Below are 23,282 nucleotides of genomic sequence, written 5' to 3'. Positions count from 1 at the left end.
CATCCCCTTCAAGGAGACTTCGCCATGACCCAGGACACGCCGAACAGCTCGGCCCTAGCCGTGGCAGCGCCCACGGTGGATGACGCCACCTTGAAGGCACTGGGCCTGGCCCAGGACGACCTGCCGCGCATCGCCGAGATCGGCCGCAGCCTGGAAGACATCCGCCCGGGCAATCTGCAGGTGTTCGGGCGCGACGCAGCGGCCAAGACGGCCGCATTCTCCAGCCAGCTGCTGGACCAGGTGCGCAACCGTGACCTGGACGCCAGCGGTGAGAAGCTGGGCGAAGTGGTGCGCATCGCACGCACGCTCAACCTGGACGGTTTGACCCAGCGTTCGAAGGTGCCGGTGATTGGCGGCCTGATCGACAAGCTGCGCGCGTCCAAGGGCGAACTGGTGCAGAAATTCAGCGACACCAACCGCCAGATCGAGCAGCTGCTCGGCGACGTCGGCAGCCAGCAGGCGCTGATGGGCCAGCGGGTCGGCGAGTTCGACCGCATGCACGAGATCGTGCGCGAAGAGCGCCACGCGTTGGGTCTGCATATCGCCGCCGGCAAGCAGCGTCTGGGCGAGCTTCGGGCGGAACAACAGGCATCGGTTGGCAACGACGACCCGCAGGTGCGCATCCGCCAAGGCGAGCTGGACAATGCCATCCGCCTGCTCGACAAGCGCGTCGGCGACCTGGTGGTGATGCAGCATGCGGCGGACCAGTCGCTGCCGATGATCCGCCTGATCCAGGCCAACGCGATCCAGCTGATCGAGAAGTTCAACACGGTGCGCGACATCACCATCCCGTCGTGGAAGCGCCAGTTCGCCATCCAGCTCAGCCTGAGCGAGCAGAAGAGCGCGGTGGAGCTGTCCAATGCGATTGATGATGCAACCAACGACCTGATGCGCCGCAATGCCGACCTGATGCGCCAGACCTCGGTGGAAACCGCCAAGGCCAACCAGCGCGCCGTGATCGATGTGGCCACCCTGCGCCATGCGCACGACCAGCTGATCGCCACGGTGGAAGAAGTGCGCACCATTCACCGCGAAGGCATGCAGCAGCGCCAGCAGGCCGAAGTCGAACTCGCGCGCCTGCGCGAAGAGGTGCAGGCACGATTGGCCGCGCCAACCGCGGGCTGATCATGCTGGGTCGATGACACGCATGGCGTGTCACTACCCCAACTGCGCACCCAACCACTCCGCAAGAACATCCACCCGCGCATCCACCGCCCCCTCCGGCGCAGCCAACACCCAGAACCCCCCGGTCGCCCCGAACCCCCACGGGGCCAACAACCTCCCGGCCGCCAACTCATCGGCCACCAGCGGCTCCGGCGCAATCGCCACGCCCAGCCCGGCCACCGCCGCCTCCAGCAGGTAATACAGGTGGTCAAACCCGGTGCCCATCACCAGCTGCGCCGGCTCCAACCCATGCGACAACGCCCAGTCCGGCCACGCCTGCGGGCGTGACGTCGTATGCAGCAATGGCTCACCCAGCAGCACGGAAGGCGGATGCCCACGCAGCCGCGCCGCTGCCGGATGCTGCGGACTGACCACCACGCCAACACGCTCCGGGGCCAACTCACGCACCCGCCACCCCGACGGCCAAGGCGCATGCGCCAGCAGCAACACCGCATCCAGCGTCTGCTGATCCGCCGTGAAGCTGCCATCCTGCGCCGACCAGTGCAGCGGCAGCTGTGGCAGGTCAGCCTGCAACTGCTGCAGGCGCGGAATCATCCAGCGCGCCAGGATGCTGCCGCTGCAGCCCAGCACCAGCGCTTCCGGCCGCTGCCGGCGCTGCAACCCGCTCACCGCCTCGCGGATCTGCCCGAATGCCCCGGCGCAGGCGGCCTGCAGGGTTTCCCCTGCGGCGGTCAGGCGCAGTCCGCGTCCGGCGCGCTCGAACAGCGCAAACCCCAACTGCTCCTCCAGCAGCCGCAGCTGCCGGCTGATGGCCCCGTGGGTCACATGCAGCTCCTGCGCCGCCCGGCCAACACCGCCCAGCCGCGCGGTGGCTTCAAAGCTGCGCAGGGCGTTGAGCGAGGGCAGGGGGGTGTCACTCATGTGAGTTTTCCTGACAGGTCATGCCAGATAATATCGATATTCCGGTCAGGATACGTGCGTTAGAGTGAAGCCCTGTCTCTACCGGCTGTCGCGTCATGTCCGCATCCCCAACGCCTGTCACCGATTTCCACGCCTACCCGGACGCCAACGGCCATTTCGGTCGGTACGGCGGCAGCTTCGTCGCTGAAACCCTGATCGGGCCGCTGCAGGAACTGGCCGCCGCCTACGACCAGGCACGCCAGGATCCCAGCTTCATCGCCGCCTACGACAAGGACCTGACCCACTACGTGGGCCGGCCCAGCCCGATCTACCACGCCGAGCGGCTCAGCCAGCAGGTCGGCGGTGCGCAGATCCTGCTCAAGCGCGAAGACCTGAACCACACCGGCGCGCACAAGATCAACAACACCATCGGCCAGGCCCTGCTGGCCGCGCGGATGGGCAAGAAGCGCATCATTGCCGAGACCGGTGCCGGCCAGCACGGCGTTGCCAGTGCCACCGTCGCCGCGCGCCTGGGCCTGGAATGCGTGGTTTACATGGGGGCCACCGACATCGAGCGGCAGAAGATCAACGTCTACCGCATGAAGCTGCTCGGTGCGACGGTAGTGCCGGTCACCTCCGGCTCGGCCACGCTGAAGGACGCGCTCAACGAAGCCATGCGCGACTGGGTCACCAACGTGCGCGACACCTTCTACATCATCGGCACGGTGGCCGGCCCGGACCCGTACCCGCGCATGGTGCGTGACTTCAACGCCATCGTCGGCCGCGAAGCGCGTGCGCAGATGCTCAACGATTACGGCCGTCTGCCCGACGCCATCACCGCCTGCGTCGGCGGTGGCAGCAACGCCATCGGGCTGTTCCATGCCTTCCTCAACGACCGCGACGTGCGCATTGTCGGCGCTGAAGCCGCAGGCGACGGCATCGAAACCGGTCGCCACGCCGCATCCATCGCGGCCGGCCGCCCGGGCGTGCTGCATGGCAACCGCACCTATGTGATCTGCGACGACGACGGCCAGATCATCGAAACCCATTCGGTGTCCGCGGGCCTGGATTACCCGGGTGTGGGCCCGGAGCATGCGTTCCTGGCCGATACCGGTCGCGCCCAGTACGTCGGCGTCACCGACGAGGAAGCGCTGGCCGCGTTCCACCAGCTGGCGCACAGCGAAGGCATCCTCGCCGCGTTGGAGTCCAGCCATGCAGTGGCGCAGGCGATCAAACTGGCGCGCGAGCTGCCCAAAGACAAGCTGGTGCTGTGCAACCTGTCTGGCCGTGGCGACAAGGACGTGCATACCATCGCCGCCCGCGAAGGCCTGGTGCTGTGACCGCCCGCCACGCAATTGAACTGACTCTGGAACGCGCCTGACATGTCCGTTGACCGTATTGATGCCTGTTTTGCCCGCCTGCGCGCCACTGGCCGCAAGGCGCTGATTCCCTTCGTCACCGCTGGTGATCCCGGTCTGGACGCGACCGTGCCGGTGATGCACGCGCTGGCCGCCGCCGGTGCCGATGTAATCGAGCTCGGCGTGCCGTTCTCCGACCCGATGGCCGACGGCCCCACCATCCAGCGCAGTTCCGAGCGCGCGCTGGCGCGGGGGGCGGGTTTGACCTATGTGCTGGATGCCGTGCGCGAGTTCCGCCGTGATGACGCGACCACGCCGGTGGTATTGATGGGTTACCTGAATCCGATCGAGATCCGCGGGACCGAGTGCTTCGCCCAAGACGCGATCAGCGCCGGGGTGGATGGCGTGCTGCTGGTGGATCTGCCGCCGGAAGAAGCGGAAGAAACCCTGGCCATCTTTGAGCAGGCTGGCTTGGCCTTGATCCTGCTGGCTTCGCCGACCACCGCGGATGCCCGTCTGGACCAGCTCTCAGCAATGGCGCGTGGCTACCTGTATTACGTGAGCTTTGCCGGCGTGACGGGTGCCTCTGATCGCCTCGACAGCGATGCCGCCGGTGCCCGTTTGCGCACCCTGCGCGGGCGTTCGTCGGTGCCGGTGATAGCCGGCTTCGGCATCAAGGATGCGGCCAGTGCGGCGGCGATGGCCAAGGAAGCCGACGGCGTGGTGGTCGGCAGCGCGTTGGTGGCGGCGTTGGCGGAGGCCGATGGCCCGGACGCCGCAGCTGCGGTAGCAAAGACGTTCCTTGAACCCCTCCGCAAGGCGCTGGACGGTGCCGCCTGACATGGCCGCGCACGACCAACGGTCGTGCGCTACCGGGCAACACATCGGCTCTGCCTGCCCGGCCGGTAGCGCACGACCGTTGGTCGTGCGGCGGAAGCCCTGAACAAACGTTCCACGCGGCATTCACACCCCCTCCACACGCCCCCGTAGGGATCCCGGCTCAACGGCGGGTGAGCTAGACTGTCCGCCTTTGCGGCCTTCGGGCCGCCCTGAATGGACGTATCAACAAGCATGAGTTGGCTGACCAAACTGATGCCGTCGGGCATCCGCACCGACAATGTTCCCAGCAAGAAGCGCAGCGTCCCCGAGGGCCTGTGGGAAAAGTGCAGCAACTGCAACAGCGCGCTGTACGGCCCGGAGCTGGAAGAAAACCTGGAAGTCTGCCCGAAGTGCGGCCACCACATGGCGATCCGCGCACGCGCGCGCCTGGCCTCGCTGTTCGACGCCGACAGCACCACTGAGATCGCCGCCCGCCTGGGGCCGACCGACCTTCTGAAGTTCAAGGACCAGAAGAAATACGGCGAACGTATCAAGGCCTCGCAGAAGAACACCGGCGAGTACGACGCGCTGATCGCCATGCAGGGCCTGCTGAAGGGCCGTCCGCTGGTCGCCTCGGCGTTCGACTTCGCCTTCATGGGCGGTTCGATGGGTTCTGTGGTCGGCGAGCGCTTTGCGCTGGCCGCTGAGAAGGCGCTGGAAATCGGTGCGCCTTACGTCTGCTTCTCCGCCAGTGGCGGCGCGCGCATGCAGGAAGGCCTGTTCTCGCTGATGCAGATGGCCAAGACCTCCGCTGCGCTGGGGCGCCTGCGCGACGCTGGCCTGCCGTACATCTCGGTGCTGACCCATCCGACCACCGGTGGCGTGTCGGCCTCGTTCGCGATGCTGGGCGACATCAACATTGCCGAGCCGCAGGCGCTGATCGGCTTCGCCGGTCCGCGCGTGATCGAGCAGACCGTGCGTGAAAAGCTGCCGGAAGGCTTCCAGCGCTCCGAGTTCCTGCTGGAGCACGGCGCGATCGACCAGATCTGCGACCGCCGCGAAATGCGCGATCGTCTGGCCGACCTGCTGGCCATGCTGGGCCGTCAGTCGCCGGCGGACGCTGCCTGATGGGGGCGCGCAAGTATTTCGGCACCGACGGCATTCGCGGTCGGGTCGGCGAGGGCGTCATTTCCGCCGATTTCGTGCTGCGCCTGGGTAACGCGCTGGGTCGCGTGCTGACCGAGCGCAACGGTCACCGTCCGGGCCATCGCCCGGTGGTGGTGATCGGCAAGGACACGCGTATCTCTGGCTACATGTTTGAAGCGGCACTCGAAGCCGGGCTGGTCGCGGCGGGTGCCGACGTGCAGCTGCTGGGCCCGATGCCGACCCCGGCTGTGGCGTTCCTGACCCGCACCCTGGGTGCGGACGCAGGCATTGTGATCAGCGCGTCGCACAACCCGCATTACGACAACGGCATCAAGTTCTTCTCGGCCGATGGCGAAAAGCTGGACGATGCAACCGAGCTGGCGCTGGAAGCGGCGCTGGACAGCGAGTTCACCACCGCCGAATCCGACCGTCTGGGCAAGGCGGCCCGCGCGCGTGATGCGGTCGGCCGTTACATCGAGTTCTGCAAGGCCAGCGTGCCGCGCAAGTTCGACCTGCGCGGCCTGAAGATCGTGCTCGACTGTGCGCACGGTGCGACGTACCACATCGCGCCGCTGCTGTTCCGCGAGCTGGGTGCAGAGGTCACCGCTATCGGTGCTGAGCCCAACGGCGTGAACATCAACGACGGCGTGGGGTCGATGCACATCGACAATCTGGCGGCGAAGGTGCGCGAAGTGGGGGCGGACCTGGGCATTGCGTTCGACGGCGACGGCGACCGCGTGCTGATGGCCGATGACCAGGGCAACCCGGTGGACGGGGACGACCTGCTGTATGTGCTGGCCGCTTCCTGGCAGCGCAACGGCCGTCTGCGTGGCCCGGTGGTGGGCACGCTGATGACCAACTTCGGCCTGGAACAGGCGCTGGAGCGCCTGGGCCTGCCGTTCGTGCGCAGCAACGTGGGCGACCGCTATGTGCATCAGGCACTGGTGGAAGGTGGTGGTGTGCTCGGCGGTGAAGCCTCTGGCCACCTGCTGTGCCTGGACCGTGCAACCACGGGCGACGCCATCGTCAGCGCACTGCAGGTATTGGAAGTGCTGCGTCGCGAGGGCAAGACCCTGCGCGCTGCGTTGTCCGACATCACCAAGGTGCCGCAGAAGACGGTCAACGTGCGTCTGGCCGGCGTGTCAGCCAAGGCGATCGTGCAGTCCGAAGGCGTGCAGTCGGCCCTGGCCGACGCGCAGCAGGCGGTCAAAGGCCGCGGCCGCGCCTTCCTGCGCCCCTCCGGCACCGAGCCGGTGGTCCGCGTCACCGTCGAGGCCGACAGCGCCGAGCTGATGCAGGCCACGCTGGACAGCCTCTCCGGCGCGGTAAAAGCTGCAGCCGCCTCCTGATTTGATTGCACGACCTACGTAGAGCCGGGCTTGCCCGGCTGCTGTTGGATTCGTGCGAACAACCCTCGGTTCACTGCATCCCTGGTTTGGCGGGTCGGGGTGGGTTTGCGGGACACGCCGTAAACCCATCCATGGGGGCTCGTCAAAAACATCCATGTTTTTGACGGTCCCGCAAACCCACCCCGACCCACCTTCGATGGGTTATCGGTGGCCACGGAAAATCAAAACCAAGGCATCGCTCATCCGGCTCTTGACCTGCCCGGGCCTTGACCTGCTTTGGTGGGATCGGTCGAAAGACGATCGCCGTGAAATCTGCCGCGCCCGGTAACGCATGACCCCGGATCGAATCCGCGCCTGACCTGCCAACACCGCTTACGAACGGACGGCCGTCAATCATCGCGCTGGGAACCATCCGCGCCATCTGCCGGCACCTTCGGCGCTTCATCCACACACCGCTGCATGTAGCCCCGGATCATCTCGGCCGGATACTGACCTCTGTTTCGTGCCACCTTCTTGAACTGTCGGCGCAGACTCTGTTCCACCTTTACTCGCACCCAAGCTGGCCTTTTCATTGGCAGACCTCCTGCACTTCTGCACCGAAGCAACTCGGTCGAACGCTCATGTCGGGGCAAGGGTGATAGGCGGGTGGGATTTCGGGCATGGCAGCCCATTGCTTCTGCATGGCAAACCTCATCAAAAACAACTGGAAATGTGTGTTTTTCAGAAGTTGCTACGCTTCGTGTGCACACCATAGCATCGAACAAGAGTCAGCGAATGATCGAAGCCGTTCAGCGGCTTTCGTCTTTATGGCGGGAACGTGAAATTCGCGCGTCGCAAATGACGCATGACACCGGGGGCATGACGGGTCAGGCGCGGTTTTGGCGTATGTGGCATGAAATGGTGGATGTTGGGAAGCGTGATCGATGTTGCAGTTTTCAGGCGCGAGCGAGAAGGCAGAGGTGTCGTGATTGGTCCGTGTGGCATTCGGCATCACGAAGTGCGGCTTCGATTTTGGTTCATGCGTTAAAGACCGATGGTGCGTTCACGGCGATCGTCTTTCGACCGATCCCACCGAAGCAGGGGCAGCGCATGGGCAGGCGTTTGATTTCCCGTGGCCACCGATGACCTGTCTATGGCGGGTCGGGGTGGGCTGGAGGGGGCATGAGCGGCATGGATGCCGCGACTGAGCCTACAGGGACGTACTTGCGGCGTCCCCCGGAACGCCCATCCCGAGCCGCCAAGCCAGGGGGGGCGTGAGCCGAGGGCTGTTCGCACGAATCCAACAGCAGCCGGGCAAGCCCGGCTCTACGTAGATTGTGCAATTGCAGTCAAAATGCGGCGTCGAAGCGATTGTGCAGTTGCAGTCAAAATGCGGCGCCGAAGAGATTGTGCAATCGCAATCAGGGCCCGGGAGCCATCTTCTTCTGGCGCGCCTTGAACCGGTTGAACACCGGGGCGATCAGAGGGTGGTAGCTCCAGGCGATGCGCTTGCGCAGCCAGCTGGCCGGGCGGTTGCGGATCGCGAAGCGGTAGATGTGCTCGGGATTGCCGCCGACCACGTTGCGACCGAACGGATGCGTTGTGTGCAGGTAGCGGAAGCCCTGCTCGCGGGCGATTGGCAGGTAATCCTCGTCGAAGTCGCCGTAGGGCCAGCACAGCGTGTCCGAGGCCTCGCCCAGCTTCTCCTGCAGCACCTCGCGCGCGCGCGACAGATCACCGCGGATGCCCGCGCGCTTCTCGTCGCGGCTGATGTCCTGTTTCATCCAGCGCGTGTGCGTGTGCGTGTGGCAATGCACCTCGAACGTGCCCTCGGCAATCATCGCCCGGGCCTCGCTCCAGCGCATCATCACCTCGTCGTGGCGGTTCTCGCGCAGGATCGCCGCCTCGCAGCCGCGATGGTCCGGTGTTGCCGGCAGCACCGCACCCGGCTCGCCCGCGTGCGGGCGGATCGGGCCTTCGCCCATCCAGCCCGTCACCACGAACACCACCGCGTGCATGTTGTACTTCTTCAGGATCGGGTGCGCGTACACCCAGTTGTCCAGGTAGCCATCGTCGAAGGTGATCACAATCGACTTGCGCGGTACCGGCTTGCCCGCCAGGAAGTCCGCGTACTGCGCCAGCGTCAACGACGTCCATCCGTTGCGCGCCAGCCACGCAATCTGGCTTTCGAAGTTTTCCGGCGACACCGTGATCATCCCCGGCGAAGGCGATACATGGTGGTGCATCAGCACCGGTACCGTTCTAGCGTTTGCCATGTCCCAGCTCCTTCAGCCACTGGTGATAATAGTGCTCGGTGGCCTCGGTGTGCCCCGTCGGAGTGAACCGGTGCGCGTTGCGCATCCAGTCCCAGCCTGCTCGCCCCATCTTCTGCCGACGCGCCGGATCCTCTACCAGCGCCTGCAGCGCCGTGGTCAGCGCCGCGCTGTCGCCCAGCGGGGCCAGCAGCGCATTGCTGCCTTCCACTACCATTTCCGGCACACCGCCCACCCGTGTCGCCACGATCGGCACGCCAACGTAGGCCGCTTCCAGAAATACCGTGCCGGCCGCTTCCTTGTGCGTGGCCAGCGCGAAGATGTCAAAACCGGTCATCAGCCGGCACGCACCCATCCGGTAGCCCAGCAGGTGCACCTGCGATTCGATCCCCAGCTCCGCGCGCAGCGACTTCAGCCGGTCCATCATCGGTTGGCCATCGCCCACCACCACCAGTTGCAGCTGCGGATGCTGCCGGCACAGCGGAGCGATGGCGCGCAGCAGGTCGATGTGGCCTTTCGGCTCACGCAGCACCGCCACGCAGCCCACCACCACCTGGTCGTCGGTAAAGCCCAGCTCACGGCGGACCTCGGCGCGGGTGTTCTGCAGGCACTGCCACGCGTCGCTGCCGTCATCCTCGGTCCACTGCATGGGGACCGCGATCGGCGGCACGATGCCCACATGCGCATCCGCCACGCCGCGCGTGACCAGCATCTGCTTCACGAAGCTGCTCACCGTCAGCACCCGGTGTGGCAGTCCGGTATAGGTCAGCAGCGAGTTGACCGGGCTCATCAGGTGGCGCGAACGCACCACCAGCGGCGCATGCGCCAATCGAGCGCCGGCGGCGGCGATCAATGCATCACGGCGGCTGGTGGTGTTGACCACGTCGTAGCGCTGGCGGCGCACCAGTCGTGAGACCGACCAGACCCCGCGCACCAGGCGCAGCAGCCCACCCATCTTCAGCGAATGCACGGTGAAGCCGGCATCGCGCGCGATATCGCCCAGGCGTGAACCCGGCTGGCACAGCAGCGAGACATCGTGGCCACGCTCGCGCATCGCCAGCATGTGGCGGTAGATATAGATTTCCTGGCCGCCAAATCCCTTGGCGGCTTCGGTGTGCAGAATCTTCAAGGGTCTGCGATTGAGGGGTGTGTTCATCGATGAACGTTCCAGGCGTCAATGCTTGCGGAAATGCGTCAATGCGTCCCACGCGGCCTTTACCGCAGCGGGGTCAGGTTCCTGGTCGGGCAGGGGCAGGTAATGGCGGTCCAGTGCGGTGGCGTTGCCGAACTTGTCGAACACGTAGGTGTTGTCGCCGTCGCGGATACCACGCTGCGACCAGCTCTCCACCAGCACGGGGCGATTGGGGCGCTGTTCCTCGAACAGATCGTGCCCGGTGCTGAAGTCGGCCAGTGCGTTCTCGCAGCCCAGGCCATGGCGCATCAGCGTGGGCACCCAGTCCTCATGGCTGCTGGTGGTGGCATGGGCCTGCACGTCGCGGCCCGGCCAGTGCAGTACGAACGGTACCTGCATCTGATAATCGGAGAAGTTGCCGTTGTGGCCCCAGTAGTTCAGACCCAGGTCGTTGAACTCCTCGGCGTGGTCACCGGTGATCAACACGATCGTATTGTCGGCCTGCCCGCTGTCGCGCAGGGTCTGCAGCAGCTGCCCGATCAGGCTGTCGGCGTAGTGCACGGCCGTGCGGTACCGGTTCAGCTCGGGCGTGGGGTCATGGTCCTTGTCCAGCGCCAGGAAGTTGATCTGCTGCGCCATCGGCGTGGCCAGCGGCGGATAGTCCGCCGGCAGGTGATACGGAGCGTGGGTGCTGTCCAGGAACACGAAGCCGAACCAGGGGGAGTTCGTGGGCTTCAGCATATCGCTCTGCATCGCTTCGACAATGTGACGGTCGCGCGCGGCTACCGGCAGCTCCGATGGAGCCATGTGCAGCTGGTCGCGGACCTGTGCGAACACGGTGCGGTCGAATTCGGGGCTGTACAGCGGGGCGCTGCCATACAGGTGCAGGTTGTAGCCCTGCTGGCCCAGCACCTGGAACAGCAGTGAACCGCGCTGTTCACTCAGCATGCTTTGCCAGTAGCCGCCGGGCAGGCCGTAGAGCAGGCCGAACAGACCATAGCGCGTGGCGTTGCCGCTGCTGTAGTGGCGGTCGAATGTTTCCGACTTCTGGGCCAGCGCCCAGGCGTTGGGCATGGTGGTGGCATCCAGCGCGTCGTGGCGCAGCGATTCCAGCACCACCACCAGCACGTTGGGACGGGTGTGGCTCTGGCAGCGCAGCGGCTGCAGCGGGTACTCCAGCTGGCTCATGCGCGGATCGGGCAGGTTGGCCTGTGGCGCGCTGCGCACCCCCAGCTTGTGCATGTGGCGCTTGGCGGTGATGGGCTGTGCCCAGGGCAGGTAGGCCCACTGGCTGGTAACGGCGCGTTCGCCGAGTGCATCGTAGTAAGCGGTGGCGATCTGGCCGGTCAGCATCAGCGCGGCACCGGCGGTCCAGGCCAGCAGCACCGGCCGGCGGCGCAGGCGACCCAGCAGCAGCTTCCAGCAGGCCCAGGCGAACAGGGCCTCGGCAGCGGCCACGGCCAGCAGCACGCCGCCCACCTGCAGCCAGGTCTGCCAGGACAGCGCGACCTGGTCCTGCAGCGCACCGCCGAAGACCATGTTCAGCACCATGGCATTGAGGTGGAAGCGGTACAGCTCGAACACCTTGGCGTCCACCAGCAGCAGGCACAGCCACAGCCCCTGCAGTACCACCGCGCTGATCAGCAGCGGGCGCGGCGAGCGCGGCCATAAGCCGATGGCCAGCGGCAGCAGCGAGACCAGTGCGCCGAAGAACAGGAAGTGGCCGGGCAGGGCAAGTGCCAGGTAGCCCAGCCCCAGCGTGCCGCCGGGATTGTCCTGCAACGGGGTGTTGCCAAGCACGATGGCGATGGCCACACAGGCGTTGAGGGCGGTGAACAGGGTCAGCCAGCCGAGGCGCTGCCAGCGATGGCTGCGGGGCAGGGGAACGGCGGAAAGCGAATCGTCCATGTAGCGGGTAGCGCGCGAAGAGGGAAGTTGGAGACGTGGCGGCGGCGGCGTCCGTGGCCGCCCGGCCTGTGATGCGGCAGGGCGGCGCGCATTGTATCGGTTTGTATCAATGTATCGGCGGCGATTACCGTCCGATCTGGCACAATATTCAGCCGGGCCACAGCTGCGGCCCCGTCCCCAACCGATATCCCAGGAACCGCTGTGAGCCAGATCCCGACCCTCGACATCACCCGTTTCGACAGTGACCGTGACGCCTTCGTCGCGGAGCTGGGCGCGGCCTACCGTGAATGGGGGTTCGCGGGCATCCGCAACCATGGCATCCCGCAGGCGGACATCGACGCGGCCTACGACGTTTTCAAGGCGTTCTTCGCGCTGCCGGAAGAGACCAAGCTGAAGTACCACGTGCCGGGCACCGGCGGTGCACGCGGCTACACCCCGTTCGGGGTGGAGACGGCGAAGGGCTCCAAGCACTTCGACCTGAAGGAGTTCTGGCATATCGGCCGTGAGATCCCAGACGACTCCAAGTACCGCGACGTGATGGCCCCGAACCTGTGGCCGACCGAGGTGCCGGGCTTCCGTGAGCGCGGCTACGGTCTGTACCAGGCACTGGACAACCTGGGTTCGCGGGTGCTGTCGGCACTGGCGCTGCACATCGGCCTGCCCATCGACTTCTTCGCGGACAAAACCAACAACGGCAATTCGATCCTGCGTCCGATCCACTACCCGCCGATCACCGCCGACGACATCCCGAACGTGCGTGCGGGCGCGCACGGCGACATCAACTTCATCACCCTGCTGGTGGGCGCAAGCGCGGCCGGCCTGGAAGTGCAGGCGCACGACGGCAAGTGGGTGCCCTTCACCTCGGACGCGGACACCATCGTGGTCAACATCGGCGACATGCTGCAGCGCCTGACCAACCACGTGTATCCGTCGACCATCCACCGCGTGGTCAACCCCCCGGGCGAACAGGCACGCCAGCCGCGCTACTCGGTGCCGTTCTTCCTGCACCCGAACCCGGACTTCCTGATCGACGTGCTGCCGACCTGCATTACCCCGGACAACCCCAGTCGCTACCCTGAAGCCATCACCGCCCACGGCTTCCTGGAAGAACGCCTGCGCGAGATCAAGCTGAAGTAACCCTCAAGGCCACCGCAAGGTGGCCTTCTCGCATTTGGGCTAACAGCCCTCGGTCATCGGTTTCCGTGTTTGGGCGTGCCGGGGTGGGTTTGCGGGACACGCCGTAAACCCGTCCATGGGGGCTCGTAGAAAACATCCATGTTTTCTACGGTCCGTTGGGGCTTTCACGGCGATCGTCTGTCGACCGATCCCACCAAAGCAGATCCAGCGCAAGCAGGTCCAGCGCACGAACAAGTGATGAGTTGGTTTTGATCGTCCGTGGCCACCGACGCACTGTCGTGCCTGTGAATTATCCAATTGAAATGTAAGCGTTTTCGGTGGAACAGGGATTCGTTACATCCGGTATCATTGCCGGCTGATACCCAAAAGGAGACCGCCATGCGCCGCAAGATCGTCGCCGGTAACTGGAAGCTGCACGGCAGCCGTCAATTCGCGACCGACCTGGTCAGTGACGTGGTCGCCAGCCTGCCGAAGGACGGGGTCGAGGTGGTCATCCTGCCGCCGCTGCCGTACCTGGGTGAGCTGGTCAACGATTTCGAGGGTCGGGCTGTCGCTTTTGGCTCGCAGGACGTCAGCTCCAATGAAAAGGGGGCCTACACCGGTGAGGTGTCCGCCGCCATGCTGGCCGAGGTCGGGGCCCGCTATGGGCTGGTGGGCCATTCCGAGCGCCGCCAGTACCACCATGAAAGCAGCGAGCTGGTCGCGCGCAAGTTCGCCGCCGCCATCCACGCCGGCCTGGTTCCCGTGCTGTGTGTGGGCGAAACCCTGGAGCAGCGCGAGGCCGGGCAGACCGAAGACGTCATCGCCAGCCAGCTCGCCCCGGTGCTGGACCTGGTCGGTCCTGCCGGCTTCCAGCACGCCGTGGTTGCCTACGAGCCGGTCTGGGCCATCGGCACCGGCAAAACCGCCTCCAAGGAACAGGCGCAGGAGGTCCATGCCTTCATCCGTGGCGAAGTGGCCAAGCGGGATGCTAGAATCGCCGATTCGTTGCCGATCCTGTACGGCGGCAGCGTCAAGCCCGACAACGCTGGGGAACTGTTCGCGCAGCCCGATGTCGATGGTGGGCTGGTAGGCGGGGCCTCGTTGGTCGCCGCAGATTTCCTGGCCATCGTCGAGGCGGCGACCGGGCGTTAAATGAATAATCCGAGGACGGATTCGAAATGCTGATGTTGATCCTCAATGTGGTCTACGTGCTGGTATCGGTGGCCATGATCGCGCTCATCCTGATGCAGCGTGGTTCCGGCGCGGCCGCAGGCTCGGGTTTCGGTGCCGGTGCCTCGGGCACGGTGTTCGGTGCGCGCGGTGCGTCCAACTTCATGTCCAAGACCACCAAGTGGCTGGCCGTGGTGTTCTTCGGCATCAGCCTCTTCATGGCCTGGTATGCCAGCCATGGTGCCCGTCCGACCGTTGATGCCGGCCTGGGTGTGATGTCCGCCCCGGTCCAGAGCGCTCCGGCGGTGCCGGCTGGCGAGCTGCCGGCCGTGCCGAAAGCCCCGGAAGCCGCTGCGCCGCAGCCGGTTCCGGCCGCTGCTGCCCCGGCCACTGTGCCGGCTCAGGCGGAAACGTCGAATTCTGGTGAAGAAAAGCCCGCTGAAGGCTCCCAGAATCGCTGAAGACGGTTACAATATGCGGCGCACCGGGCAACCCCCGGTGTGATCGTAAGCCCAGGTGGCGGAATTGGTAGACGCACTACCTTGAGGTGGTAGCGACTTAGGTCGTAGGGGTTCGAGTCCCCTCTTGGGCACCATTTGTTTGTAAGCGGTCTGCGGTCTGGCGCGTCATGCGCCAGATCTGCGTTCCGTCCACTCCCCCATGCCAAAACGCCTGCAGGCGTGGCGGCAGAGGCAAGAGAGAATCGCTGTGCTGGCCGAATATTTGCCGTCTCTGCTGTTTCTGATTGTTGCCACCGGTATCGGCGTTGCGCTGATGCTGGTCGGTCGGTTCCTCGGTCCCCGGCGTCCAGATCTGAAGAAGCTCTCGCCGTACGAATGCGGCTTCGAGGCCTTCGAGGACGCGCGCATGAAGTTCGATGTGCGCTACTACCTGATCGCGATCCAGTTCATCGTATTTGACTTGGAAATCATCTTCATCGTGCCGTGGACCCAGGTGTTCATGGAGCTGGGGGCGCGTTCCCTGGTCACGATGGGCCTGTTCGTGGGCATGCTTTTCCTCGGTTTCATTTACGTCTGGAAGAAGGGAGCGCTGGAATGGGAGTAATTCAGACTCTCGATGGCCTGATGAACAACCCGGTCCCGGAAGGGCGGGTCGACGACATCCTGCGGCCGGAAGGTGACAACCCGCTGCTCGAGAAGGGCTATGTGACCACCAGCGTTGACGCGCTGTTGAACTGGGCACGTACCGGCTCGATGTGGCCGATGACCTTCGGTCTGGCCTGCTGCGCGGTTGAAATGATGCACGCCGGTGCGGCGCGCCTCGACCTTGACCGCTACGGTGTGGTGTTCCGCCCGTCGCCGCGTCAGTCCGACGTGATGATCGTGGCCGGTACCCTGGTCAACAAGATGGCCCCGGCGCTGCGCAAGGTCTATGACCAGATGCCGGACCCGAAGTGGGTCATCTCCATGGGCAGCTGCGCCAACGGTGGCGGCTACTACCACTACTCGTATGCAGTGGTGCGTGGCTGTGATCGCGTGGTGCCGGTGGACGTCTACGTCCCGGGCTGCCCGCCAACCGCGGAAGCGCTGGTGTACGGGATCCTGCAGCTGCAGAAGAAGATCTGGCGTACGCAGACCATCGCCCGCTGACATTCCTCCTGACAAGAGCACGCCAAGCCCCCATGGCAGAGCAAGCATCCTTCATCGACCGACTTTCCGCACGTTTCGCAGGTGCGCAGGTCTTCGTGGTCGAACCCCGCGGCGAAGTGACGCTGGAAGTGCCCGCTGCTGACTGGCTGGCGACGGCGATTGCGCTGCGTGACGAATTCGGTTTCGAGCAGTCCGTTGACCTGTGTGGTCTGGACTACCTCGGCTACGGCGACGACGAATGGGACACCGCCGATGTCTCCTCGCACGGCTTCAGCCGCGGCGTGGAAGGCAAGGGTGCCGGCCGTTTCGCGTGGGGTGAATTCCCCACTCGCGAAACCGCCGACGGTGCCCAGCCGCAGCCGGTGCCGCAGCAGCGTTTTGCCGTGGTGGCGCAGCTGCGCTCCTACCAGCACAACCTGACCATGCGCATCCGCTGCTTCGCGCCGAACGAAGAACTGCCGGTGGTCGCCTCGCTGACCCCTGTGTGGCCGGGCCTGAACTGGTTCGAGCGTGAAGCGTTCGACCTGTTCGGCGTGATCTTCGAAGGTCACCCGGACCTGCGCCGCATCCTGACCGACTACGGCTTTGTGGGCCATCCGTTCCGCAAGGACTTCCCGTTGATCGGCAACGTCGAAGTGCGCTACGACGAAGAAAAGAAGCGCGTGATCTATGAACCGGTGACCTCGGTCGAACCGCGCGTCGGCGTGCCGCGCGTGATCCGTGACGATGCCCGTTTCCAGACCGCTGCCGGTGAAACCGCGCAGTCGGAGGCAGTGAAGTGAGCCCGGCCGTGAATCAGTTCCCTCATCAGTCCCACCAGGCGTTTGCGAGCAACCCGGCCGAATCGCGCCAGGAAATCCGCAACTACACCATGAACTTCGGCCCCCAGCATCCGGCTGCGCACGGTGTGCTGCGCCTGATCCTGGAAATGGACGGTGAAACCATCGTCCGTGCCGACCCGCACGTGGGCCTGCTGCACCGGGGCACCGAAAAGCTGGCCGAGTCCAAGCCGTTCAACCAGTCCATCGGTTACATGGACCGCCTCGACTACGTGTCAATGATGTGCAACGAACACGCCTACGTGCGCGCGATCGAAACCCTGATGGGAATCGAAGCGCCGGAGCGTGCGCAGTACATCCGCACCATGTTCGACGAAATCACCCGCATCCTGAACCACCTGATGTGGCTGGGCTCCAACGCACTCGACCTGGGCGCGATGGCGGTCATGCTGTACGCCTTCCGTGAGCGCGAAGAGCTGATGGACTGCTACGAAGCCGTCTCCGGCGCGCGCATGCACGCGGCTTACTACCGTCCGGGCGGCGTCTACCGCGACCTGCCGGACCAGATGCCGAAGTACAAGGAATCGCGTTGGCACAAGGGCCAGGCCCTGAAGAACCTCAACGCCGCGCGCGAAGGTTCGCTGCTGGACTTCCTGGAGAACTTCACCAAGGAATTCCCCAGCCGCGTTGACGAATACGAAACCCTGCTGACCGACAACCGTATCTGGAAGCAGCGTACCGTCGGCATCGGCGTGGTCACCCCGGAACTGGCCCATGCGTGGGGCATGACCGGCGTAATGCTGCGCGGCTCGGGCATTGCTTGGGACCTGCGCAAGAAGCAGCCGTACGCCAAGTACGACGCCGTCGACTTCGACATTCCGCTGGGCAAGGAAGGCGACTGCTACGACCGTTACCTGGTCCGCGTCGCGGAAATGCGTGAATCCAACCGCATCATCCAGCAGTGCGTGGCGTGGCTGAAGGCCAACCCGGGCCCGGTGATGGTGAAGAACTTCAAGGTCGCTCCGCCCAAGCGTGAGGACATGAAGGACGACATGGAAGCGCTGATCCATCACTTCAAGCTGTTCAGTGAAGGCTACTGCGTGCCGGCCGGCGAAACCTATTCGGCGGTGGAAGCCCCGAAGGGTGAGTTCGGCTGCTACCTGATGTCCGATGGCGCCAACAAGCCGTTCCGCGTGCACCTGCGCGCACCGGGCTTCGCCCATCTGTCCTCGATCGACTCGGTTGTGCGCGGGCACATGCTCGCCGACGTGGTGGCCATGATCGGCACCTACGACCTGGTGTTCGGCGAGGTCGACCGGTGATGCCGGCCGCAAGCACGATGCCTGACACCCGCCGGCTGCTGCCGGCGCTGCAGGTTCTGGTTTTCCACGATTTGGTATTCGTTGAGGTCGGCCGATGAAGGCGACAGGTAATTTCGAGGCGGCGCGCGACGTCGACCCGATGGTGGTGCTGAGCGACAAGACCCGTGCTCACATCGATCACTGGCTGTCCAAGTTCCCGCCGGACCGCAAGCGCTCTGCCACGCTGCAGGGCCTGCATGCCGCGCAGGAACAGAACCAGGGCTGGCTGACCGACGAACTGATCGCCGGCGTGGCCAAGTACCTCGACCTGCCGCCGGTGTGGGCCTACGAAGTGGCCAGCTTCTACTCGATGTTCGAGCTGGAGAAGGTTGGCCGCCACAACGTGGCCTTCTGCACCAACATCAGCTGCTGGCTGAACGGTGCGGAGGACCTGGTCGCGCACGCCGAAAAGAAGCTCGGCTGCAAGACCGGCCAGTCCACCGCGGACGGTCGCATCTACCTCAAGCGTGAAGAAGAATGCCTGGCCGGTTGTGCCGGTGCGCCGATGATGGTCATCAATGGCCACTATCACGAGCGCCTGACCGTCGAACAGGTCGACGCGCTGCTGGACGGGTTGGAGTAAGCCATGGCACATCATCACGCACCCACTGGCCCGGTCGGTCCCGCACCGCTGCCGCACCAGGTGGTCTACACCACGCTGCACTACGACACCCCGTGGTCGTATGAAAGCTACCTCAAGACCGGTGGCTACGCTGCCCTGCGCAAGATCCTCGAAGAGAAGATCCCGCCGGAGCAGGTGATCGAGATGGTCAAGCAGTCGAACCTGCGCGGCCGTGGCGGCGCGGGCTTCCCGACCGGCCTGAAGTGGTCCTTCATGCCCAAGGGCACCATGCAGAAGTACATCCTGTGCAACTCGGATGAATCCGAGCCGGGCACCTGCAAGGACCGCGACATCCTGCGTTACAACCCGCACTCCGTGGTCGAAGGCATGGCCATTGCCTGCTACGCCACTGGCAGCACCGTGGGCTACAACTACCTGCGTGGTGAGTTCCACCACGAGCCGTTCGAGAACTTCGAACAGGCCCTAGCCGACGCCTATGCGAACGGCTGGCTGGGCAAGAACATTCTCGGCAGCGGCGTGGACATCGACATCTACGGTGCGCTGGGTGCCGGCGCGTACATCTGCGGCGAAGAAACCGCACTGATGGAATCGCTGGAAGGCAAGAAGGGCCAGCCGCGCTACAAGCCGCCGTTCCCGGCCAACTTCGGCCTGTACGGCAAGCCGTCGACGATCAACAACACCGAAACCTATGCGTCGGTGCCGGCGATCATCCGCAACGGCCCGGAATGGTTCCAGAGCCTGAGTCTGACCAAGAACGGCGGTCCGAAGATCTTCTCGGTCTCCGGTTGTGTGCAGAAGGGCGGCAACTTTGAAGTGCCGCTGGGCACCACCTTTGACGACCTGCTGGAAATGGCCGGTGGTCTGAAGCCGGGCCGCACCTTGAAGGGCGCGATCCCGGGCGGCGTGTCGATGCCGGTGCTGAAGGCTGAAGAGCTGAAGGGACTGCAGATGGACTACGACACCCTGCGTGCCCTGGGCACCGGCCTGGGTTCGGGTGCCATCGTGGTGCTGGACGACAGCGTCTGCTGCGTCAAGTTCGCGTGCCGCATCAGCCAGTTCTTCCACAAGGAATCCTGTGGCCAGTGCACCCCGTGCCGTGAAGGCACCGGCTGGATGCACCGCGTGCTCGAGCGCATTGTCGCCGGCAAGGCCACCATGGAAGACCTGCACCAGCTGAAGGCCGTGGCCGGCCAGATCGAAGGTCACACCATCTGTGCGTTCGGTGAAGCGGCGGCATGGCCCATCCAGGGCTTCCTGCGCCAGTTCTGGGACGAATTCGAGTACTACATCGTCAACGGTCATTCGATGGTTGACGGCAAGAAGGTGGAGGCAGCCGCTGCATGAGCGCGCAACCCAACAATCCCGCCGCCCCGGCAGTAGTGCCGGAAGGGCACGTGACCGTCGAGATCGACGGCCAGTCCCTGGTGGTGCCCAAGGGCTCGATGATCATCCAGGCCGCCGACAAGGCTGGCATTCCGATCCCGCGCTTCTGCTACCACGAAAAGCTGCCGATCGCGGCCAACTGCCGCATGTGCCTGGTCGACGTTGAAAAGTCGCCCAAGCCGGCACCGGCCTGCGCCACGCCGGTGATGGATGGCATGAAGGTCGCCACCCGCAGCGAAAAGGCACTGAAGTTCCAGCGCTCGGTGATGGAGTTCCTGCTCATCAACCACCCGCTGGACTGCCCGATCTGCGATCAGGGCGGCGAATGCGAGCTGCAGGACGTGTCGCTGGGTTATGGCCGTTCGGTCAGCCGCTTCAACGAACGCAAGCGCGTGGTGCCGGACGAGGACATCGGTCCGCTGGTCGCCACCGAAATGACCCGCTGCATCCAGTGCACCCGTTGCGTCCGCTTCACCGCCGACGTTGCCGGTACCTATGAACTGGGTGGCATGTACCGCGGTGAAAACCTGCAGATCGGCACCTACGACGGCAAGCCGCTGACCACCGAGCTGTCCGGCAACGTCGTTGACGTCTGCCCGGTCGGCGCGCTCACCAACAAGGTGTTCCAGTTCCGCGCCCGTCCGTGGGAACTGACCGCACGCGAGTCGCTGGGTTACCACGACGCGATGGGCTCGAACCTGTTCCTGCACGTGCGTCGCGGCGAAGTGCTGCGCGCGGTGCCGCGCGACAACGAGCTGGTCAACGAATGCTGGCTGTCCGACCGTGACCGTTACTCGCACCAGGGCCTGTACAGCGCCGATCGTGCGGTGAAGCCGCTGCGCAAGGTCAATGGCGAATGGCAGGAAGTGAGCTGGGCCGAAGGCCTGGCCGCCGCCAAAGAAATTCTGTCGGCCAACAAGGGCGACGACCTCGGCGTGCTGGTGCACCCGTCGGCCTCGAACGAGGAGGGCGCATTGCTGGCCCGCCTGGCCTCGGGCCTCGGCACCGGCAACATCGACCACCGCATCAACAACCGCGACTTCTCCGACGCCGCCATCGCCGAGACCTTCGGCCTGTCGCTGGCCGAGATCGAAGCGGCTGACAACATCGTCGTGCTCGGCAGCAACATCCGCCACGAGCTGCCGCTGCTGCACGCCCGCCTGCGCAAGGCACAGACCACGCGCAACGCGAAGATCCACGCGATCAACCCGGTCGACTTTGACTTCGCTTTCAAGCTGGCTGGCAAGCAGATCGTTGCTCCGTCGAAGTTCGTCGAAGCGCTGGGCAATGCCGAGCTGCGCCAGGCGGTCACCGGCAATGCCGTGCTGATCGTCGGTGGCATCGCCGAGAACCACCCGCAAGCCGCCGCGATCCGCGCTGCCGCGCGTGATTTCGCCGCCGCCACCGGTGCCAAGCTGTGCCGCATTCCGCAGGGTGCCAATGCCGTGGGCCTGTCCCGCGCGGGCGTGCTGCCGGCCGGCAAGGATGTGGCAGCCATGCTGGCCCAGCCGCGCAAGGCGTACGCGATCTACGGCATCGAACCGGGCCTGGACTTCGCCGACACTGCTGCCGCCCGCAAGGCGATGGCCGGTGCCCAGGTGGTGGCCTTCAGCCAGTTCGCCTGTGCCTCGACCCGCGATGTGGCCGACGTGATCCTGCCGATCGGCGCGCTGCCGGAAATCGACGCCACCCTGACCAACCTTGATGGTCGCGAGCAGTCGGCACGTGCCGGCGGCAAGCTGCCAGGTGAGGCCCGTGAAGGCTGGCGCGTGCTGCGCGCGCTTGGCGGCGAACTGGCTCTGGCCGGTTTCAACTTCACCGACCTGGCCGGCCTGCGTGCCAGCCTGGCCCCGGTAACCGTCAATGTCTCCACTTCCGCTGCCACGCCGGTCACCGGCGAAGGCCTGGAAGTGGCGTCCACCGCCGCGATCTACCGCACCGACGCCGTGGTCCGCCGCGCGCAGGCGCTGCAGTCGCACCCGCTGAACAACGCGCCGCGCATCGTGCTCAATGCCGATGATGCCGCCCGCCTGCAGCTGGTGGAAGGGCAGATGGCCAAGGTCGGCACCGATGCCGGCAAGGCCACGCTGCCGGTGGTGGTCGACGCCCGCGTCGCCGCGGGTTCGGTCTGGATTGAATCGGGCCACGGTGCGACCGCACCGCTGGGTGCCGCACGCGTAACGGTGGTGGCTGCATGAACGAATTGCTGTTGAACGCGGTCGACCCGCTGCACCAGTGGCTGCTTGGCCTCGGTGAAATCGGCGCGCTGATCTGGATCATCCTGAAGATCCTGCTGATCGCCATGCCGGTGATCATCTCGGTGGCCTTCTACGTGGTCTGGGAGCGCAAGCTGATCGGCTGGATGCATGTCCGCCACGGCCCGATGTACGTGGGCATGGGCATCTTCCAGGCCTTCGCCGACGTCTTCAAACTGCTGTTCAAGGAAATCATCCAGCCGGCCAGCTCGCACAAGGCGATCTTCGTGCTGGCTCCGCTGATCACCCTCGCCCCGGCCTTCGCGGCCTGGTCGGTGGTGCCCTTTGATTCGCAGATCGTGCTGTCCAACGCCAACGCCGGCCTGCTGTACCTGCTGGCGATGACCTCGCTGGGCATCTACGGCATCATCCTGGCCGGTTGGGCATCCAACTCCAAGTACGCCTTCCTCGGTGCCATGCGCGCCTCGGCGCAGATGATCAGCTACGAAATCGCCATGGGCTTTGCTCTGGTCGGCGTGATGATCGCGGCGGGCAGCCTGAACCTGAGCAACATCGTGATGGCCCAGGCCGGCAGCTCCGGCTTCTTCGACTGGTTCCTGATTCCGCTGTTCCCGCTGTTCGTCGTGTACTGGGTGTCCGGCGTGGCCGAAACCAACCGTGCGCCGTTCGACGTGGTGGAAGGTGAATCGGAAATCGTCGCCGGCCACATGGTCGAATATTCCGGTGGTGCGTTTGCGCTGTTCTTCCTGGCCGAATACGCCAACATGATCCTGATCAGCTTCCTGATCTCGATCTTCTTCCTGGGTGGCTGGCTGAGCCCGATCCAGGGCTGGGTCACCGCGGACATCTCGCCGTGGATCGACTGGGTCTGGAAGGGCGGTGCACCGTGGCTGTTCGTCAAGGTGTTCTTCTTCGCCAGTGCCTACATCTGGTTCCGTGCCAGCTTCCCGCGCTTCCGCTATGACCAGATCATGCGTCTGGGCTGGAAGGTCTTCATCCCGCTCACCATCGCGTGGATTGCAGTAACGGCGTTGATGGTGTTCTACGGCGTGATCCAGAAGGGCGTCTAAGT

The 23,282-nt window shown here is 65.1% G+C and carries 20 protein-coding genes and 1 tRNA gene; 17 read left to right on the top strand and 4 right to left on the bottom strand.

Going from position 1 to position 23,282, the window contains the following annotated elements:
- Positions 1–24: 24 nt before the first annotated feature.
- The gene (locus PDM29_RS00970) at positions 25–1,125 is read left to right on the top strand and encodes a toxic anion resistance protein (protein ID WP_311192041.1); all 1,101 of its coding nucleotides are present in this window, start codon (positions 25–27) and stop codon (positions 1,123–1,125) included.
- A gap of 33 nt (positions 1,126–1,158) precedes the next feature.
- Here the strand turns inward: PDM29_RS00970 and PDM29_RS00965 are convergent, their stop codons facing one another.
- On the bottom strand, positions 1,159–2,046 hold the full coding sequence (locus tag PDM29_RS00965; protein ID WP_311192040.1) for a LysR family transcriptional regulator: 888 nt from the start codon (positions 2,044–2,046) through the stop codon (positions 1,159–1,161).
- A 95-nt stretch (positions 2,047–2,141) separates the two neighbouring features.
- Here PDM29_RS00965 and trpB point away from each other — a divergent pair, with 95 nt between their 5' ends.
- The 4 genes from trpB to glmM all read left to right on the top strand — a co-directional run bounded on the left by trpB (position 2,142) and on the right by glmM (position 6,697).
- A complete protein-coding gene (gene trpB / locus PDM29_RS00960; RefSeq protein WP_311192039.1) occupies positions 2,142–3,365 on the top strand; it encodes a tryptophan synthase subunit beta in 1,224 nt (407 codons plus the stop codon).
- 42 nt (positions 3,366–3,407) lie between these two features.
- Positions 3,408–4,223, top strand: a complete 816-nt coding sequence (gene trpA / locus PDM29_RS00955; RefSeq protein WP_311192038.1) for a tryptophan synthase subunit alpha — start codon at positions 3,408–3,410, stop codon at positions 4,221–4,223.
- Positions 4,224–4,454: 231 nt separating this feature from the next.
- A complete protein-coding gene (accD, locus tag PDM29_RS00950; protein WP_311192037.1) occupies positions 4,455–5,330 on the top strand; it encodes an acetyl-CoA carboxylase, carboxyltransferase subunit beta in 876 nt (291 codons plus the stop codon).
- Positions 5,330–6,697 (top strand): phosphoglucosamine mutase, encoded by a 1,368-nt coding sequence (gene glmM, locus PDM29_RS00945; RefSeq protein WP_311192036.1) that lies wholly within the window; start codon positions 5,330–5,332, stop codon positions 6,695–6,697. The genes accD and glmM overlap by 1 nt, the downstream gene beginning before the upstream one ends.
- Before the next feature lie 1,400 nt (positions 6,698–8,097).
- Here the strand turns inward: glmM and PDM29_RS00940 are convergent.
- The 3 genes from PDM29_RS00940 to PDM29_RS00930 are packed head-to-tail and all read right to left on the bottom strand — an operon-like array spanning position 8,098 to position 11,989.
- Complete coding sequence (locus tag PDM29_RS00940; protein WP_311192035.1) at positions 8,098–8,952, bottom strand: polysaccharide deacetylase family protein; 855 nt, start codon at positions 8,950–8,952, stop codon at positions 8,098–8,100.
- Positions 8,939–10,105 (bottom strand): glycosyltransferase family 4 protein, encoded by a 1,167-nt coding sequence (locus PDM29_RS00935; RefSeq protein ID WP_311192034.1) that lies wholly within the window; start codon positions 10,103–10,105, stop codon positions 8,939–8,941. The genes PDM29_RS00940 and PDM29_RS00935 overlap by 14 nt, the downstream gene beginning before the upstream one ends.
- A gap of 18 nt (positions 10,106–10,123) precedes the next feature.
- Positions 10,124–11,989 carry a DUF3413 domain-containing protein gene (locus PDM29_RS00930; protein ID WP_311192033.1) on the bottom strand — a complete coding sequence of 622 codons (1,866 nt, stop codon included), beginning with the start codon at positions 11,987–11,989 and terminating at the stop codon, positions 10,124–10,126.
- Between the two features lie 201 nt (positions 11,990–12,190).
- Between PDM29_RS00930 and PDM29_RS00925 the strand changes: the two genes are divergently transcribed.
- The 12 genes from PDM29_RS00925 (at position 12,191) to nuoH (ending at position 23,280) form a co-directional block, all read left to right on the top strand.
- Complete coding sequence (locus PDM29_RS00925) at positions 12,191–13,126, top strand: isopenicillin N synthase family dioxygenase (RefSeq protein ID WP_311192032.1); 936 nt, start codon at positions 12,191–12,193, stop codon at positions 13,124–13,126.
- Between the two features lie 378 nt (positions 13,127–13,504).
- Positions 13,505–14,260 carry a triose-phosphate isomerase gene (gene tpiA / locus PDM29_RS00920; RefSeq protein WP_311192031.1) on the top strand — a complete coding sequence of 252 codons (756 nt, stop codon included), beginning with the start codon at positions 13,505–13,507 and terminating at the stop codon, positions 14,258–14,260.
- Positions 14,261–14,286: 26 nt separating this feature from the next.
- Positions 14,287–14,739 (top strand): preprotein translocase subunit SecG, encoded by a 453-nt coding sequence (secG, locus tag PDM29_RS00915; RefSeq protein WP_311192030.1) that lies wholly within the window; start codon positions 14,287–14,289, stop codon positions 14,737–14,739.
- 49 nt (positions 14,740–14,788) lie between these two features.
- Positions 14,789–14,873: transfer RNA gene (locus PDM29_RS00910), tRNA-Leu, on the top strand.
- Between the two features lie 113 nt (positions 14,874–14,986).
- Positions 14,987–15,343: an NADH-quinone oxidoreductase subunit A gene (locus PDM29_RS00905; protein WP_026069699.1), complete on the top strand. Its 357-nt coding sequence runs from the start codon at positions 14,987–14,989 to the stop codon at positions 15,341–15,343.
- Entirely contained in the window at positions 15,334–15,888 is a 555-nt protein-coding gene (locus PDM29_RS00900) for a NuoB/complex I 20 kDa subunit family protein (RefSeq protein ID WP_017354657.1), read from the top strand. The genes PDM29_RS00905 and PDM29_RS00900 overlap by 10 nt, the downstream gene beginning before the upstream one ends.
- Positions 15,889–15,920: 32 nt before the next feature.
- Complete coding sequence (locus PDM29_RS00895; RefSeq protein ID WP_311192029.1) at positions 15,921–16,670, top strand: NADH-quinone oxidoreductase subunit C; 750 nt, start codon at positions 15,921–15,923, stop codon at positions 16,668–16,670.
- Positions 16,671–16,759: 89 nt separating this feature from the next.
- Positions 16,760–17,989: an NADH-quinone oxidoreductase subunit D gene (locus tag PDM29_RS00890; protein WP_425508770.1), complete on the top strand. Its 1,230-nt coding sequence runs from the start codon at positions 16,760–16,762 to the stop codon at positions 17,987–17,989.
- Positions 17,990–18,083: 94 nt separating this feature from the next.
- Entirely contained in the window at positions 18,084–18,611 is a 528-nt protein-coding gene (nuoE, locus tag PDM29_RS00885; protein ID WP_125360409.1) for an NADH-quinone oxidoreductase subunit NuoE, read from the top strand.
- Between the two features lie 3 nt (positions 18,612–18,614).
- On the top strand, positions 18,615–19,955 hold the full coding sequence (gene nuoF / locus PDM29_RS00880; RefSeq protein ID WP_282295090.1) for an NADH-quinone oxidoreductase subunit NuoF: 1,341 nt from the start codon (positions 18,615–18,617) through the stop codon (positions 19,953–19,955).
- Positions 19,952–22,192, top strand: a complete 2,241-nt coding sequence (gene nuoG, locus PDM29_RS00875) for an NADH-quinone oxidoreductase subunit NuoG (RefSeq protein ID WP_311192027.1) — start codon at positions 19,952–19,954, stop codon at positions 22,190–22,192. Before nuoF ends, nuoG begins: the two co-directional genes overlap by 4 nt.
- Positions 22,189–23,280 (top strand): NADH-quinone oxidoreductase subunit NuoH, encoded by a 1,092-nt coding sequence (gene nuoH, locus PDM29_RS00870; RefSeq protein WP_311192026.1) that lies wholly within the window; start codon positions 22,189–22,191, stop codon positions 23,278–23,280. Before nuoG ends, nuoH begins: the two co-directional genes overlap by 4 nt.
- The last annotated feature ends 2 nt before the right edge of the window (positions 23,281–23,282 follow it).

Source organism: Stenotrophomonas oahuensis, from assembly GCF_031834595.1.
Lineage (GTDB): Bacteria > Pseudomonadota > Gammaproteobacteria > Xanthomonadales > Xanthomonadaceae > Stenotrophomonas > Stenotrophomonas oahuensis.
Note: the sequence above shows the minus strand (reverse complement) of the source record. Positions and strands in the feature narration are given on the sequence as shown.

Excerpts from the sequence above, each read along its gene's own strand:
- tpiA (WP_311192031.1), top strand. The coding sequence starts at position 13,505 with ATGCGCCGCAAGATCGTCGCCGGTAACTGGAAGCTGCACGGCAGCCGT.
- nuoE (WP_125360409.1), top strand. The coding sequence starts at position 18,084 with ATGAAGGCGACAGGTAATTTCGAGGCGGCGCGCGACGTCGACCCGATG.
- PDM29_RS00970 (WP_311192041.1), top strand. The coding sequence starts at position 25 with ATGACCCAGGACACGCCGAACAGCTCGGCCCTAGCCGTGGCAGCGCCC.
- PDM29_RS00895 (WP_311192029.1), top strand. The coding sequence starts at position 15,921 with ATGGCAGAGCAAGCATCCTTCATCGACCGACTTTCCGCACGTTTCGCA.
- nuoF (WP_282295090.1), top strand. The coding sequence starts at position 18,615 with ATGGCACATCATCACGCACCCACTGGCCCGGTCGGTCCCGCACCGCTG.
- trpB (WP_311192039.1), top strand. The coding sequence starts at position 2,142 with ATGTCCGCATCCCCAACGCCTGTCACCGATTTCCACGCCTACCCGGAC.
- nuoG (WP_311192027.1), top strand. The coding sequence starts at position 19,952 with ATGAGCGCGCAACCCAACAATCCCGCCGCCCCGGCAGTAGTGCCGGAA.
- trpA (WP_311192038.1), top strand. The coding sequence starts at position 3,408 with ATGTCCGTTGACCGTATTGATGCCTGTTTTGCCCGCCTGCGCGCCACT.
- PDM29_RS00890 (WP_425508770.1), top strand. The coding sequence starts at position 16,760 with ATGAACTTCGGCCCCCAGCATCCGGCTGCGCACGGTGTGCTGCGCCTG.
- PDM29_RS00940 (WP_311192035.1), bottom strand. The coding sequence starts at position 8,952 with ATGGCAAACGCTAGAACGGTACCGGTGCTGATGCACCACCATGTATCG.
- PDM29_RS00965 (WP_311192040.1), bottom strand. The coding sequence starts at position 2,046 with ATGAGTGACACCCCCCTGCCCTCGCTCAACGCCCTGCGCAGCTTTGAA.
- nuoH (WP_311192026.1), top strand. The coding sequence starts at position 22,189 with ATGAACGAATTGCTGTTGAACGCGGTCGACCCGCTGCACCAGTGGCTG.
- PDM29_RS00930 (WP_311192033.1), bottom strand. The coding sequence starts at position 11,989 with ATGGACGATTCGCTTTCCGCCGTTCCCCTGCCCCGCAGCCATCGCTGG.
- PDM29_RS00935 (WP_311192034.1), bottom strand. The coding sequence starts at position 10,105 with ATGAACACACCCCTCAATCGCAGACCCTTGAAGATTCTGCACACCGAA.
- secG (WP_311192030.1), top strand. The coding sequence starts at position 14,287 with ATGCTGATGTTGATCCTCAATGTGGTCTACGTGCTGGTATCGGTGGCC.
- glmM (WP_311192036.1), top strand. The coding sequence starts at position 5,330 with ATGGGGGCGCGCAAGTATTTCGGCACCGACGGCATTCGCGGTCGGGTC.
- PDM29_RS00900 (WP_017354657.1), top strand. The coding sequence starts at position 15,334 with ATGGGAGTAATTCAGACTCTCGATGGCCTGATGAACAACCCGGTCCCG.
- accD (WP_311192037.1), top strand. The coding sequence starts at position 4,455 with ATGAGTTGGCTGACCAAACTGATGCCGTCGGGCATCCGCACCGACAAT.